At 63.1% G+C, this 13,078-nt stretch carries 12 protein-coding genes; 6 read left to right on the top strand and 6 right to left on the bottom strand.

What is annotated here, in order from left to right; all coding sequences use genetic code 11:
- Positions 1 to 335: 335 nt before the first annotated feature.
- Complete coding sequence (locus D8M36_RS06810; protein ID WP_126847760.1) at positions 336 to 2,927, bottom strand: excinuclease ABC subunit UvrA; 2,592 nt, start codon at positions 2,925 to 2,927, stop codon at positions 336 to 338.
- 216 nt (positions 2,928 to 3,143) lie between these two features.
- On the opposite strand from D8M36_RS06810, the gene D8M36_RS06805 reads away from it, so the two are divergent.
- The 5 genes from D8M36_RS06805 to D8M36_RS06785 all read left to right on the top strand — a co-directional run bounded on the left by D8M36_RS06805 (position 3,144) and on the right by D8M36_RS06785 (position 7,954).
- Positions 3,144 to 4,040 carry a siderophore-interacting protein gene (locus tag D8M36_RS06805; RefSeq protein WP_126847758.1) on the top strand — a complete coding sequence of 299 codons (897 nt, stop codon included), beginning with the start codon at positions 3,144 to 3,146 and terminating at the stop codon, positions 4,038 to 4,040.
- A 52-nt stretch (positions 4,041 to 4,092) separates the two neighbouring features.
- The gene (locus D8M36_RS06800; RefSeq protein ID WP_126847756.1) at positions 4,093 to 5,145 is read left to right on the top strand and encodes an iron-siderophore ABC transporter substrate-binding protein; all 1,053 of its coding nucleotides are present in this window, start codon (positions 4,093 to 4,095) and stop codon (positions 5,143 to 5,145) included.
- Positions 5,146 to 5,187: 42 nt separating this feature from the next.
- The gene (locus tag D8M36_RS06795; RefSeq protein WP_238638408.1) at positions 5,188 to 6,135 is read left to right on the top strand and encodes a FecCD family ABC transporter permease; all 948 of its coding nucleotides are present in this window, start codon (positions 5,188 to 5,190) and stop codon (positions 6,133 to 6,135) included.
- An 83-nt stretch (positions 6,136 to 6,218) separates the two neighbouring features.
- The gene (locus D8M36_RS06790; protein ID WP_161970225.1) at positions 6,219 to 7,166 is read left to right on the top strand and encodes a FecCD family ABC transporter permease; all 948 of its coding nucleotides are present in this window, start codon (positions 6,219 to 6,221) and stop codon (positions 7,164 to 7,166) included.
- Positions 7,163 to 7,954 (top strand): ABC transporter ATP-binding protein, encoded by a 792-nt coding sequence (locus D8M36_RS06785; protein ID WP_126847751.1) that lies wholly within the window; start codon positions 7,163 to 7,165, stop codon positions 7,952 to 7,954. Before D8M36_RS06790 ends, D8M36_RS06785 begins: the two co-directional genes overlap by 4 nt.
- Positions 7,955 to 8,086: 132 nt before the next feature.
- Here D8M36_RS06785 and D8M36_RS06780 read toward each other — a convergent pair whose 3' ends face one another.
- The 4 genes from D8M36_RS06780 to D8M36_RS06760 form a co-directional block, all read right to left on the bottom strand.
- Positions 8,087 to 8,440 (bottom strand): VOC family protein, encoded by a 354-nt coding sequence (locus D8M36_RS06780; RefSeq protein ID WP_126847749.1) that lies wholly within the window; start codon positions 8,438 to 8,440, stop codon positions 8,087 to 8,089.
- A 100-nt stretch (positions 8,441 to 8,540) separates the two neighbouring features.
- The gene (locus D8M36_RS06775; RefSeq protein WP_126847747.1) at positions 8,541 to 9,329 is read right to left on the bottom strand and encodes a class I SAM-dependent methyltransferase; all 789 of its coding nucleotides are present in this window, start codon (positions 9,327 to 9,329) and stop codon (positions 8,541 to 8,543) included.
- A gap of 62 nt (positions 9,330 to 9,391) precedes the next feature.
- Positions 9,392 to 10,102, bottom strand: coding sequence for an ASCH domain-containing protein (locus D8M36_RS06770; RefSeq protein ID WP_126847745.1), 711 nt, complete (start codon positions 10,100 to 10,102; stop codon positions 9,392 to 9,394).
- Positions 10,103 to 10,646: 544 nt separating this feature from the next.
- Positions 10,647 to 11,180: a hypothetical protein gene (locus D8M36_RS06760; protein WP_126847744.1), complete on the bottom strand. Its 534-nt coding sequence runs from the start codon at positions 11,178 to 11,180 to the stop codon at positions 10,647 to 10,649.
- Between the two features lie 344 nt (positions 11,181 to 11,524).
- On the opposite strand from D8M36_RS06760, the gene D8M36_RS06755 reads away from it, so the two are divergent.
- Positions 11,525 to 11,953 carry a tetratricopeptide repeat protein gene (locus D8M36_RS06755; RefSeq protein ID WP_126847742.1) on the top strand — a complete coding sequence of 143 codons (429 nt, stop codon included), beginning with the start codon at positions 11,525 to 11,527 and terminating at the stop codon, positions 11,951 to 11,953.
- A 153-nt stretch (positions 11,954 to 12,106) separates the two neighbouring features.
- Here D8M36_RS06755 and D8M36_RS06750 read toward each other — a convergent pair whose 3' ends face one another.
- Positions 12,107 to 13,039, bottom strand: a complete 933-nt coding sequence (locus tag D8M36_RS06750; protein ID WP_126847740.1) for a DUF2382 domain-containing protein — start codon at positions 13,037 to 13,039, stop codon at positions 12,107 to 12,109.
- Positions 13,040 to 13,078 lie beyond the last annotated feature (39 nt).

The following is a 13,078-nucleotide window of genomic DNA, read 5'->3' as shown; positions in this document are numbered from 1 at the left end:
CTCCGAGTCTCACTCGATTTTGCTACGGGTGCCCCTGTCATCGCGCGCCCGCGTGAGGACCGTGAAGCCATTGCCAGCAGCATGACTGGTGAGTCGTGGCATGTACGAGGCTTAGTCGATCTTGGCCTCTGAGAAATATGGAGATTGTCCTGGCCACGACGCGGGCATGCCTCGTGTTGGGATTGAGGTCGCCTCAGACGGCAGCCCGCACAGCTCGACTATTGGATCTCGATTGCGACGACACCGCGACAGGCTGGCGCCTTACGGAAGAAGACCTAAAGCGCACGCACCGTCATAATTGGGCGGCTGGGTCTTTGGTGATGAGATGCTCAGGCTCAGTTCACGCCGGCTCGATCGGCCAACACCTTGGCCGTCACCGAGCGTGAATCCGGATCCAGAGCATGCTGGGCGACCGCCGCCGGTGTTCCGGTGACCAGGATCTGGCCACCCTCATCTCCGGCTCCCGGGCCGACATCGATGACGTGGTCGGCCTGCGCGACCACTCGAAGGTCGTGCTCGACGACGACCACCGTCGCGCCGTCATCGACCAGGCGACGTAGCTGGGTCAGCAATAGATCCACGTCCGCCGGATGCAGCCCCGTCGTAGGCTCGTCCAGGAGGTACAGGCTGTGCTTACGACTGGAGCCGCGTTGCATTTCGGAGGCCAGCTTGATGCGCTGCGCCTCCCCGCCCGAGAGTTCCGGGGACCCCTGCCCCAGCCGCAGGTAGCCAAGGCCGAGTGCGTGCAGGAATTCGACGGTGCGCAGAATCCTCGGCTCCTCGGCGAAGACCTCGAGCGCCTCGTCCACGGTGAGTGCCAAGATATCGGCGATGCTGCGGCCACCCCACTGCACCTCGAGGATCTCCGGCTTATAGCGCTTGCCGTGGCACACCGGGCAGGTGGTGTACGTGCCGGGCAGGAACACCAGCTCGACCTCGATGCTGCCCGCGCCATCGCACTCCGGGCAGCGGCCCTTCTTCGTGTTATAGGAAAAGTCCGACACCGACATATCCCGCTGCTTCGCCTCCGGGGTGTCAGCAAACAGCCTGCGGACGTAGTCGAAAAGGCCCGTGTAGGTCGCGACGGTGGAACGCACCGTGCGTCCAATCGGCTTCTGGGTGATGTGGACTAACCGACGGATGCTATCGATCCCCGTTGCGCTCTCCACCCGGAAATCCCGGGTCGGGTCGGAGCCTGCCGTGAAGTCAGCATCCGGATCCTCGTCCGAGACCTCGTCGGCGCCGACCACCTGCTTAGCCGCGCGGGATGCCACGTCGGCCAGCACTCCGGTGACCAGGGTGGATTTGCCGGAACCGGATACCCCCGTGACCGCGGTGAGCGCACCCAGCGGGAAGTCCACGTCGACCCCGTCGAAGGCGCGCGCGTGCACGCCGCGAAGGCTGATGGATTCACCACTTCCGGACGGGGTGTCTGTCAGCTCGGGGAAGCTCTCGTTCAGGGCGGTAGCAGTGGGCGAGTTCAGTTGCTCTGCCCGAGCGCGGAACTGATCGGTAGGGCCGGAGAACACCAGCTCCCCGCCGCGCTCACCGGCGCGGGGGCCGATATCCACGATCCAATCGCATTTCGCCACGAGAGACATGTCGTGCTCGACCAGAAGCACCGAATTACCCGCGTCGATGAAGCGTTGCAGCAGCTCGGAGACCGCCTTCCGCTCCACGACGTGCAGGCCTGCCGAAGGCTCATCCAGCACGTAGGTGGTGCCGAACAGGTTCGAGTTCAACTGGGAGGCCAGTCGCAGGCGCTGGTGCTCGCCCGCTGACAAGCTCCGTGCCGGGCGGGAGAGGCTCAGGTGCCCCAGCCCCAGCTCGATCGCCGCACGCACCGTGGGCAGCACCTGATCGAGCAGTAGCTCTTCGGCCTCGTCGTGTTCGTTCCACTGCTGTTTCGCGATCCCCGCCAAGTGCTCGAGGCGGTCTTCCAGCACAGTCAGCAGGTCCTTCAAAGCCAAGTCGTTGAATTCGTCGATGGCGTAGCCGGCGTAGGTGACCTTCAAGGTATCCGGCTGGAAACCACGGCCCTCGCAGGTGGGGCACGTCGATGAATGCATGAAGGAGAGCACTCGGCGGCGGGTCTTATCTGATCCCGTCTCCGCCAGAGAGTCGGTGAGGTAAGTGGCAACCGAGCGCCATTTGCCTTGATATGACAGATGCACGGCGTTTTCGTCCCGAACCGGGTGGACGGTGACCACCGGTCGCTCATCTGTGAACAGGATCCAGTCGCGGTCCTCTTGCGGAATATCTCGCCACGGGATGTCGAGCGGGTAGCCGAGGGCGCCCAAGATGTCCCGGAAGTTCTTGCCCAACCACGCTCCCGGCCACGCGGCGATCGCGCCGTCCCAGATCGATAGGCTGGGATCCGGCACCATCGACTCTTCCGTCGGCCGGTGCACGGTTCCGGTTCCCTGGCATTCGGGACACATGCCGGCAGTGGTGTTGGGGGAGAAGGCGTCGGAGTGGAGCCTGCCGTATTCCAGTCGCTCGCGCATACCTTCTGGATAGCTGCCGGAGCGGGAAAAGAGCAGCCGAACACTATTTGAGATATTCGAGATCGTGCCCACAGAGGAGCGGGCCCCACCGAGGGTGGTGGACTGCTGTAGCGCCACCGTCGGCGGCAGGCCTGCGATTGACCCCACGCGCGGGTTGACCGCGCCACCGATGAGGCGGCGCGCGAAGGGGGAGACAGACTCTAGGTAGCGACGCTGCGCTTCCCCATGGATGGTGCCGAAGGCCAGGCTCGACTTTCCCGACCCCGATACACCGGTGATCGCCACGAGCGTATCCCGGGGTAGGTCGACGTCGACGTGTTTCAGATTGTGAAGGTGCGCATCACGCACCCGGATCATCGGATCATGATCTGCACGTGTCGAAGCATGCGGAGCCTGTGACTCGGGCGTGGAGTGGGGCATGCTGGCTATTTTAACCTCGCGTCCTGTGTCCCTTATCGATAGAGGTTGCCATCGGTGTGGCATCACGCTTTCGCGATCTGCCCGACTCGGAACGAGGTAGTCGGTTGTCATCAGTTGAGATCTGTGAGGGCTTCGTTTTCCCGGGTGCCGTTGCGGCGAAGGGTGCGAATGAATTAAGTAAGGCGAGCCTTGCCTAATTGTGGTACGTTGTGCGGCATGCGATCAAAGCTCTCGTATACCGCGGTTGAAGTCCGCGTCGACGCAGTGCGCGACCTGTGCCCCTCGATGCGTCGAGTCACCCTGAGCGGAGAAGAACTTAAGAAGGCCGCTCCGCTTTGCCTCGACCGTCGGATCAAGCTCGTGCTGCCCCGATACCACGGTGACGCACTGGAGGACATCCCGCGTATCCCGGGCTGGTATGACGCCCTCGTGTCGTTACCGCCAAGTGATCAGCCGCCCGTGAGGACATACACGGCACGGGCAATGCGCCCAGACTTGGCTGAGCTCGACGTCGATGTGGTTCGCCACGGCACCAGCGGCCCCGCGGGGCGATGGATCGAAACCGTAACTGTTGGCGATCGGCTCGTCGTTGCCGTCCCCCGCGCCGAGGTCAAGGACATTGACACGATTGGCCTGGCTTGGCATCCGGGCAGTGCCAAGCAAATCCTGGTGGCTGGCGACGAAACCGCGGCACCGGCTATAGCCAACATCGCCGCCTCGCTGGCCCCAGATACCGTCGGCACCATCCTGGTCGAGATGCCGACCCCCGAGGACACCTGGCCTCTCACTGCCGCGCCCGGGGTTGACGTGAGAGTGTTGTGCCGCGAAGGTGAGGCTCCCGGAAGCCTGCTCGAACGTGAACTTCGCACGCTGACGTGGCCGCCTGAAGCGCCCGAAGCGCCCGAAAGCGTAGCGGCCGGTGACCTTGACGATGATGCTGGGATCCTATGGGACGAACCCGCCGGTGATGTCGACGGCGAGCATTTCGCCTGGTTGGCAGGTGAAAAAGGGGCAGTGCAACGTATGCGCCGCTTCCTCGTACGCGAACGCGGCTGCCCCCGCGATCGGGTGGCCTTCATGAGCTACTGGCGTCAAGGGCACGCCGAATCCTAGCCATCCCCGCGCGACCGCGTCGGTCCCGCATAACCCCAAAGGAACACCAGAAATGTATCCCTCAGATCTGCATCTCCGCATGCCTCGTCGCGGGCTGCTCGCCCTGGCCGGAGCCTTCTCGCTGCTTGCCGTCACCGGTTGCGGCAGTGACAGCTCGAGTGCTGGGTCGACAACCTCCGAAACTGCGTCGGCGGGCACTTTCCCCGTCGCGATGAGCCACGCGTTGGGCTCCACGACCATTCAGCAGGCACCCGAGCGAATTGTCACCATCGGACAAGGCGCTGCCGAAGCTCTTATTGGTTTGGGGGTCTACCCGGTTGGCGTCGAAGTCAATACCTGGGGAGCTGACAAAGACGGACACTTGCCCTGGATCCGGGAAGCGTTCGAGAAAGCGGGTCGGTCTCTTCCAGCTCTGCTCGCCGGCGGCGAGCAACTCGACGTCGAGGCCATCGCGGAGCTCGAGCCCGATCTGATCCTTGCCCCGTGGTCAGGGCTCACTCAGAAGCAGTACGATCAGCTGACCACGTTCTGCCCGACTGTCGCCTACGAGAAATCTGCCTGGACCACCACCTGGGATGGCGAGATTCGTATGGTGGCCAAGGCGCTCGGGCGACCCAGTGACGGCGACAAACTCATCGGCGATATCAAGAAAACCCTCGCCGATACTGCTGCTCAGCACCCGCATTGGGAGGGCACGACCTTCAGTTACATTTACACTCAAGGCCAGGGGACGCTTGGCATTTTTCGTCCCACGGAACAACGGGTGGCCTTGATCAGTGTGCTCGGTCTGACGGTCGACCCGATCATCGATACCATCACGGTTAACGAAGGATCCGATTGGGCGCTCATCGGTCTCGAGAATGCTGACAAGCTTAAGGACTCTGACCTCATCTTCACGTGGAACGTGGATGACGCGACGAAGAAACAGGTCAATTCGCAGAAGCTGTACTCATCGATCCCTGCCATCAAACGTGGCAGCGTGGTGGAGCCGACCGACCAGCAGCTCGTCACGGCAATAAGCATGATTAACCCGCTCACCGTGCCGTGGAGCCTTCCGCGTCTCACTGACCTCATCGATCAGGCCGTTGCGAAATTGGCGGGTTAGCCCTTGCCGATCCGTAGGAGTATCCTGTTCGCCACTACTCTCGTGGCGGCAGCGCTCTGCATCACCTGCGTATTGAGTCTCGCCCTGGGTAGCAAAGCTATCGGAGTCGCCGATCTGGTGGACGCCCTCCGAAGTGGAGGCGACCCCCACGTGCGGGAGGTGCTGGCAGCGCGTGTCCCACGCACCTTGTGCGGGCTGGTTGCGGGTGCCGCCCTCGCCAGTTCCGGTGCTGCGATCCAGACAGTCACTCGTAATCCCCTCGGGGATCCGGGAGTACTGGGGCTGACAAGTGGTGCAGCAGCTGGAATCGTTACCGTCGCGTCGATCCCCGGGCTCGCTGGCCTCCAGCTCGTCGGGGGAGCCTTCGCCGGAGCGGCGGTGGCCACGGTTGCAGTGATGGTGCTTGGCAGTTTCGGGCGTGGCCCCGATGCCACCAGGTTGGTACTTGCCGGGGCCGTGACGACAGCAGTCGCCGTTGCCTACTCGCAGGCCGTGAGCCTACGCCACAAGGCAGCCTTTGACGCGTTGCGCTATTGGTCGGCGGGATCGCTGGCGGTAGGCGACTTCCTCGATTGGTGGCCCGTGGTGGTGATCGCAGTCGCGGGCGTGGGGCTGTTTGCCCTGGGACGTGGGCTGGACGCCGTGGTTCTTGGCGACGAAGTGGCCGCGGGCCTGGGGCACCATCCTGCACTTGTGCGCGCCCTCACTCTCACTGCGGTGGCTCTGATGACCGCGGCCGCGACGGCGATCACTGGCCCTATCGTCTTCGTCGGTCTCGCTGCACCGCACTTGGCCCGACGGTTAGCCCGCGGCTCGGCGCGTGCGCTCATCGGGTTGTGTTGTCTGATTGGGCCGGTGCTCATGCTGCTAGCTGATGTGATTGGACGCCTGGTCCTGCGTCCTGCTGAGGTACCTGTTGGTGTTGTGACCGCGCTCTTGGGTGCGCCTTTGCTGCTTGCAGTAGTCCGCCGCTCACGAGGTGCGCTGTGAACGCGGCCCCCACCTCCCTCGCTACGAATCAAGACCTCGCGGCCCGCCTCGCCCAGCGCAGCCGTACCCGGCATGTCTTCGCAGTGGCGATCCTCGTGCTGGCTCTAGTGGCATCCTGCGCGTGGACGCTGGCCGTTGGCAGGCTCGGCACTCCCATTACACGTCAACCGCAAGCTTTGCTCGATCTCCTCACCGGACGCGGGAGCCTCGCTCTGACGACACTGCGCGGACCGCGCCTTGCCGTGGCGGTCGGGGCGGGTGCGGCGCTGGGACTGGCAGGAGCATTATTCCAGCGCGCTGCTGCGAATCCACTTGTCACCCCCGATGTCATTGGGATTACCACCGCAGCTGGAGCTGGAATGGCGGTGGCGAGTGCGCTCAATGTTCCGACCAGTCTGGGCGCACTGGGTGGTGCCCTTGCGGCCGGCCTCATCATCCCGTGGGCCACGACAACAGGCTTCCGTAATCCCGGCGCGGTGATCGTCGCAGGGATCGGTATTGCAGCGGCCTCCACCGCGTTGACGCAGTTTGTCTTGGTTTTCTCGCGCCAGTCCGAGGCGATGGCTCTCGCGGCCGCACTCACGGGGTCGCTGACCGCGCGAACCTGGGGTGATGCTCTGGTCGTCTGGTCAGTGCTCCTCCCGCTGGGGCCGGTGGCGCTGGGGCTGCGTGTTGATCTCGATCTCATCAGCCTTGGCGACGATGTGGCCTACGGTCTCGGATCGCGCCCGGCCAAGACGCGTTCTTTCGCGTTGCTCGTGGGAATCCTGTTGACGGTGGGTGCAGTGGCAGCGGCGGGCCCGCTCGCCTTCGTGGCGCTCACTGCTCCTCATTTGGCTCGTGGATTGACCGGGCGGCCGGCGATGGGTTCCGCGGCGTTAGTTGGCGCGACGACGGTGTGTTTGGCGGACCTCGCCATTCAACGCGTGGCGTTTCTGGCCGGGCTTCCCGTGGGTGTACTCACAGCCCTGATCGGAGGGCTTTTCCTTGGCGCTGTTCTCTTCTCACAAATCCGAGAGGGCTCATTATGACCAGTTCGGCGATCGATATGAACGAGCTCACCATTCGCTTCGGTGGCCTGACCGCTGTTGACCGCCTTAGTGCCACGGTACCGAAGGGAAGCTTCAGCGTCGTCATCGGTCCTAACGGGTGTGGCAAGTCGACCCTGTTGCGCGCCGTGGCCCAGGTGCGGCCGGCCGACGAAGGCAGTGTTACGGTGCTCGGCCACGATGTTGCCCGCATGGGGCGTCGACAACTGGCTCGTACCTGCAGCCTTCTGCCGCAGACCACGGTGGCTCCACGTGGTCTGCGCGTGGGCGAACTCGTGGCGCGTGGCCGCCACCCCTACCACTCGTTTCTCAGGAGCAGCGCCCCCGGTGACCAAGAGGCCATCAACCGGGCGGTTGAACGCGCCGGAGTTGCCGACCTCGTCGGCAGGCACGTGCACGAGCTGTCTGGTGGCCAGCGGCAGCGCGTCTGGTTAGCGATGGTCCTTGCCCAGGACACCCCGGTCATCCTGCTGGATGAGCCGACCACATTTCTGGACCTCTCGGCGCAGTACTTACTTCTCGATCTATGCTCCGACCTGGTCGATGAAGGTCGTACGGTCATGGCCGTTCTGCACGATCTGCCCCAGGCAGCTGCCTATGCCGATCACGTGCTTATGCTGAACCAAGGGCGATTGGTTGCCGCGGGATCTCCTGCCGAGGTGATCACTGAGGAGAATGTGGAGAAGACCTACCGAATCAAATGCCGCGTGGACCTCGAGGATCCGCGCGGGCCGGTGGTTCTTCCGCTTGCTCGCAAACACCGACTGTGAACTAGCCGGTGCAGCCCCTTGGGCCGTTCGAATCCGACGGCTCAAGGCGGTGAAATGCGGACCCCAAGCTCGGTGTGCACGGAGTGGACTGCGGTCTGAAACAAGGAGATGCTGAACAGTCCCGATCGGGGTCTAACCAGGGGTAGGGCCACCCACGCAAAACTCGTTGCCTTCCGGATCCTGCATAACGGTCCACACAAGTCCCGGTGCTTCATGACTGCCGAGTTCGGTGGCGCCTAGCTTCTTGAGGCGCTCTACTAAAGCTTCGCGTTCAACCCCGCCGCCGTCGAGATGCACGCGGTTCTTACCGGGAGTCGGGTCTTCAACGCGCTGAAAGCCGAGTGCCGGAGTGCAGTCGAGCAAAACGAAGTCTCCGTAGTCGGCGGCGATAGCGCATCCTGTGGCGGACGCCCAGAATTCAGCGAGCTTAGAGGGATCGTCGCAGTCGAAGGTTACCTGGCGGATAGCAAAGGTTGCGTCACGCATAGTCCGCATCGTACCTGTGTGTCGTTGCTTCTGCCTGTTAATCGCAGGTAGGTAAATGTCCAACGGCGCGCCGTGGGATTCTGCTTTATCGCCTCAGTCGTTATCGGCCCGTGTCACGTCGACGCTGGGCAGTGACAAGTGCGTAGCCGGTCGTGGAGTCGATCCGCCCGGAATCATCGGCGTGGGCCTCGAGGTGATCGCGCAGCGCGGTCCAAAGAGCCTCTCGGCGGGCACCGGCATTGTCGGCCATCCAAGCGTGCGTCGGGCTTCCTTCTCGGTAAAGCTGCATACCCTCTTCGACGCTTTCGAATGACCAATCCAGGTCGAGGTGTTCGATGCTGATGTGGTCGAACCACGGTGACAAGCGCTCGTGCGCCACGTCGCCGACTCCCCAGGCCATATGGGGTGGAGTTTGCGTCGAGGAGCCGGGGCTCACGGCTTCCGACATTGCGTCGGTCATCGTGGCGAGAAAACCATCGAGGTCCCACGTGGCCATCACAAGCGTGCCGCCGGGACGCAGAATGCGAGCCCACTCTTCGGGGCCAGCTACGGGATCGCAGAACATGGAGCCAAACGTGCTTGTCAATGCGTCGTAGGCGGAATCCTCCAATCCGGTTGCCTCACCTTGAGTGCCAAGCCATGCGGCCCCAGGTGCGTGCCGCTGCCCGATCGTGCGGATCCGTGCGGTTGGCTCGATCGCGGTCACGGAGTAGCCGCGGCTGAGGAGCTCCGCGACGCCTTCGCCATGGCCGGATCCGATGTCGACGACAGCTGCGGGGCTTGCCGTGCGGCGCGAAAGTTCGGCGGCAACGAGTATGGAGACGGGGCGGAGGCGCGCAGCAGTCGGGGCGTAGTCGCACGCGGACCAGATGTCGCTAGGGGAGGCCATGCCCACACACTACATGAGAACCGTTATCGCGTAGCTGTGGAGTGTGCCCTCAGTGGCTCTGCTTATTTCAGCTCAAATGTCACGACGTCGACGCTGTCGTCCATCGCGAGACCCGGGTAGTGCGTCTCGAGAGCCTCGTGCAACTCCGTCAGCGAGGCAAAGCCATCCCGCCTCGCATGCTCTTCGGTGAGGTTACGGCGGCGAGTGGGCGTCACGGAGGTTACGGTGGCGTCGATCGTCAGGATCTCACCGCTGTCTTTTTCGAACACGAGATGTGCCGGGCCGGGGTAAAACGGATCGTCGACTCGGATGGTTTGCTGCTTAGTTCCTTCCCTGATCGCGCGCTCGTAACCTTCCCACATATAGAGCTTTTGCGGGCGTTCCATGGCACGCCAATCATAGGCGTAGGGGAGCAGCTCCGCAACACTCACGGCCTCAAGCCCGTTGGGCCTTCGAACCACGCACTGGATCGCGGGATCGCGGTCAAAAAGCACCTGTCGGCACTTTCCGCACGGTGAAATGACCTGCCCGGTTGGCTCGTAGACAGCGGCGACGGCGACAACGGGGTCGTCGGCACAATCGGCGGCGTGATTAGCGAGAGCCGAAATCTCGCCACACGGTCCGCCTAGAAAATGGAATGCGTTGAGCCCGAGCACTGTTCGGCCAGACTGCGTGAGAAGGGCAGCGGCCACCGTGTGGTCGCCACCATCGTTGCCCCGTTGGGCATGGTCAGATGCGGCACTTACCAACTGTCGGAGCTCGGACGTGATCACGCCCTCACCGTATCAGCGCCCTCGCGGGTCGGTACGGCTCAAACAAAAGCCAGGCGACCAGGAATCCTTGCGGTTATGCGAGTTTCGCCAGTTCTTGGGCTGCGTCAACTATTGTCCGACGGTCGCTATCCGACGGTCCCTTCTTACTTTCGGAGGCCGAGCGCGAAGATGGCACTTTCGCCACGTTATCGCTTGCGGAAACGGTGAGTCGCGCTCATCAGCCGGTTGAGCGCTGAGTTCCAACGATCGCGCAAAGCGATCCTTGGTCCGATCGCTTCTCTGTAAGGCGTAGCTCCTGCCTTGGGGCCGAACAGACGTTGCTCCACCTTGCCGTCGTCTTTCCCGACGATTCCCAAGAGAGCCGTGAGGATCCGGAGGCTGACGTTGCGTGAGGCAGCCGGAGCGCCGATCAGCACCGCAGGCGCCCAGATCGCCGCGATGTGTCGGGCACGCGGGGCAACCTGCGCCACGCGCAATGTGAAAGATTTCTAGCACACTGATGTCGAAGTCGTGGACCCGTGGAACGTGGCCGCAGAGGCCATCCTCATTCGAGGCCCGGTACCAGCTGCTTGGCGCCGGGGAAGTAGGCCGGGGGTTCCGCCATACGCCCCGGAGTGACCACGAGTTCATGTAGCGGGTAGGCAAGAGGGCCGAATTTGCTCCACATGGTCGACCTCCGTCTAGACAGCCGTCGAATCGTGACGGTGTAGTTGCCTGGCGCCAGCTCGGTCAACGGCTCGAGGTCGCGAGTCTGCGTGTCGAGTCGTTCGTCGTTGAACTGTGCCACCATCGTGAGGCCGCCATAGGTCACGAATGACACCGGGCCCTGCTCCACCTTGAGTGGCATGGTGTGCTCCCACACTGCGGGCCGCTTGCTGGCGGTCTCCCGCAGCTTGAAGCGGCCGAAAGCATCATCCTGGCCCACATACGCCACAACGAGTTTCCCTTCGCGCATGCGCTCATTGAAAAGCGTGATGATCTGCTCGAGAGTCCAGTCCGCGCCGATGAATCCCTCGTAGGTGGAGGGCTCGCACAGTGCCAGAAACCCGTCGTTGTCGAAGTATTTGATCGTGGTCATGGCATGCCTTTCTTGGTTGTGTCAGCACACGATCGGCTTTATGAGTACGCCGTGCCTTGATACTAAAACGGCCTCTTGTGAATGAGCATTGCGTAGCGGGGCGTATCTTGTGGCGTCGACTAGTGAAGAAGGCTTTGGTAGTGAGGGCGTCTTCGTGGAGATGCGCGGCTGGCTCCGCCTCGAAGGCATGACGGCCGATGGCTCGCTGAGGTGCCAAACGTGGGCGATACGCCCCGACTTTTCCTCGCCCCACGAGATCTCGGTCGGAGCTTCCCCAACTCCCAATTACGTCCAGGCTTTTCTTGTAATGCTGTCCCCGCAACTCCGCGCGGAAGGGGAACACAATGGGTTGGGAAGAAGAAATCGACGTACTCGCCGAACAGGGCAATGACCGCATGGATGCGGAGGACTACCTCGGCGCGGTGGAATTTTTCGATCGCGCGTGGCTACTGCTCCCGGAGCCGAAAACGCAGTGGCCGCAAGCGACATGGCTGCTGGCGAGCATCGGTGATGCGCACGTGTTGCGCGGGGATTTCCAGACCGCACACGCTGCTTTGACCACGTGCATGCACTGCCCGGAGGCGCTCGGCAATCCGTTCATTCACCTGCGCCTCGGCCAGGCGCAGTTTGAACTTGGGAACGAGCCGCGCGCGGCGGATGAACTCATGCGCGCGTACATGGGGGCGGGCCCGGAGATTTTTGCCGACGAAGACCCGAAGTACATCGATTTTCTGGCCAGCAAGGCGCCATATATCGAGCGGCCAAGCGCGTGAATCTCGCCGAAGCGCACGTGTTTACGTCGCTCATCTAGGTCTCGGATGGGATCGAAAGCGTACGTCCACCGCTGAGCATGAGTGAAGCCCCCGACTACTCGCGCGATGGCGAGCGGTCGGGGGCTTCTTCGAGTCTTAGCCCTTTAAGGGTGCTCAGATGGTGTCGCCCTTGCGGTTGCCCTCGGCATCAACGCCGTCCACGGCAACCTCTTCGTGTGCAACGTCGGTCGAGACTCGCTCGGTGTCCTGCACGGTGCGGGTGCCCACGCGGACATCCTCGGTCGCCACGGTCTCCTTGTTCACGACGGGGCGCTCTTCGGAGATCGAAACCTCGACCTCGTCCTCGCCGAGGGGTGCGTCGGTGGCGTCGCCGCTGGCGGGGGTGCGCTCGACAACGAACTCTTCGCGCTCAACGGGAACCTCAATGGTCTTGGTGTCGGTCACGACGTGCTTGCGAAGGCGCACGCGACCGGTCTCGACCTTCTCGGTGCCAACGTTGACCTGCTCCTCGTGGAGGGTGATCTTCTGCTCGCCGTTAACGTCGGCAGCCTCGCGGCGATCCGCATCAGCGACGTGACCCTCGCGGTTCGCATCGGTAGCGGCATCGCGCTCGCCAGCAGCGCCCGCAACACCAGCGGTGCCAGCAACGCCGGCGGTGCCGACGCCTGCTGCGCTCTCGTTGCCCGCAGCGTTATCGGCGAGACCCTGCTGATTGAGGTCACGCTCGTCGCGAGCCTCGCCCGCGTTGGCGTTGGCCTCGGTGCCGTAGCCCGGGTCCTTCACGCCGTAGTAGCGGTAGAGCTCGTTTTCCTGCTCGGGGGTGATCTCGCCGTCCTCGCTGATGTTCGGCGCGTCCTTCACGAAGTCCTTCTCGTAGGGAACGGTGATCTGGTCACCGGAGAGCTGGGCCTGGTCGAGGGGGATGAAGGTTTCGTTCGTGCCGAAGAGGCCCGTGTTCACCGTGACCCACGAGGGCTCACCGGAGCTGTTGTGGAGGTAGACCTGGCCGACCGAGCCGATCTTGTTGCCGTCGCGGTCGATAACGGTGGCCTTCTGGAGAGTGTCAATCTGGTCGCGGAGGTTCATGGTTGGTGTCCTTTCCTCGAACGTTGTCTTAGTAAGACT

Source organism: Dermabacter sp. HSID17554, from assembly GCF_003989295.1.
Taxonomy (GTDB): Bacteria; Actinomycetota; Actinomycetes; order Actinomycetales; family Dermabacteraceae; genus Dermabacter; species Dermabacter vaginalis.
Note: the sequence above shows the minus strand (reverse complement) of the source record. Positions and strands in the feature narration are given on the sequence as shown.

Excerpts from the sequence above, each read along its gene's own strand:
- D8M36_RS06800 (WP_126847756.1), top strand. The coding sequence starts at position 4,093 with ATGTATCCCTCAGATCTGCATCTCCGCATGCCTCGTCGCGGGCTGCTC.
- D8M36_RS06785 (WP_126847751.1), top strand. The coding sequence starts at position 7,163 with ATGACCAGTTCGGCGATCGATATGAACGAGCTCACCATTCGCTTCGGT.
- D8M36_RS06760 (WP_126847744.1), bottom strand. The coding sequence starts at position 11,180 with ATGACCACGATCAAATACTTCGACAACGACGGGTTTCTGGCACTGTGC.
- D8M36_RS06780 (WP_126847749.1), bottom strand. The coding sequence starts at position 8,440 with ATGCGTGACGCAACCTTTGCTATCCGCCAGGTAACCTTCGACTGCGAC.
- D8M36_RS06805 (WP_126847758.1), top strand. The coding sequence starts at position 3,144 with ATGCGATCAAAGCTCTCGTATACCGCGGTTGAAGTCCGCGTCGACGCA.
- D8M36_RS06810 (WP_126847760.1), bottom strand. The coding sequence starts at position 2,927 with ATGCCCCACTCCACGCCCGAGTCACAGGCTCCGCATGCTTCGACACGT.
- D8M36_RS06755 (WP_126847742.1), top strand. The coding sequence starts at position 11,525 with ATGGGTTGGGAAGAAGAAATCGACGTACTCGCCGAACAGGGCAATGAC.
- D8M36_RS06750 (WP_126847740.1), bottom strand. The coding sequence starts at position 13,039 with ATGAACCTCCGCGACCAGATTGACACTCTCCAGAAGGCCACCGTTATC.
- D8M36_RS06775 (WP_126847747.1), bottom strand. The coding sequence starts at position 9,329 with ATGGCCTCCCCTAGCGACATCTGGTCCGCGTGCGACTACGCCCCGACT.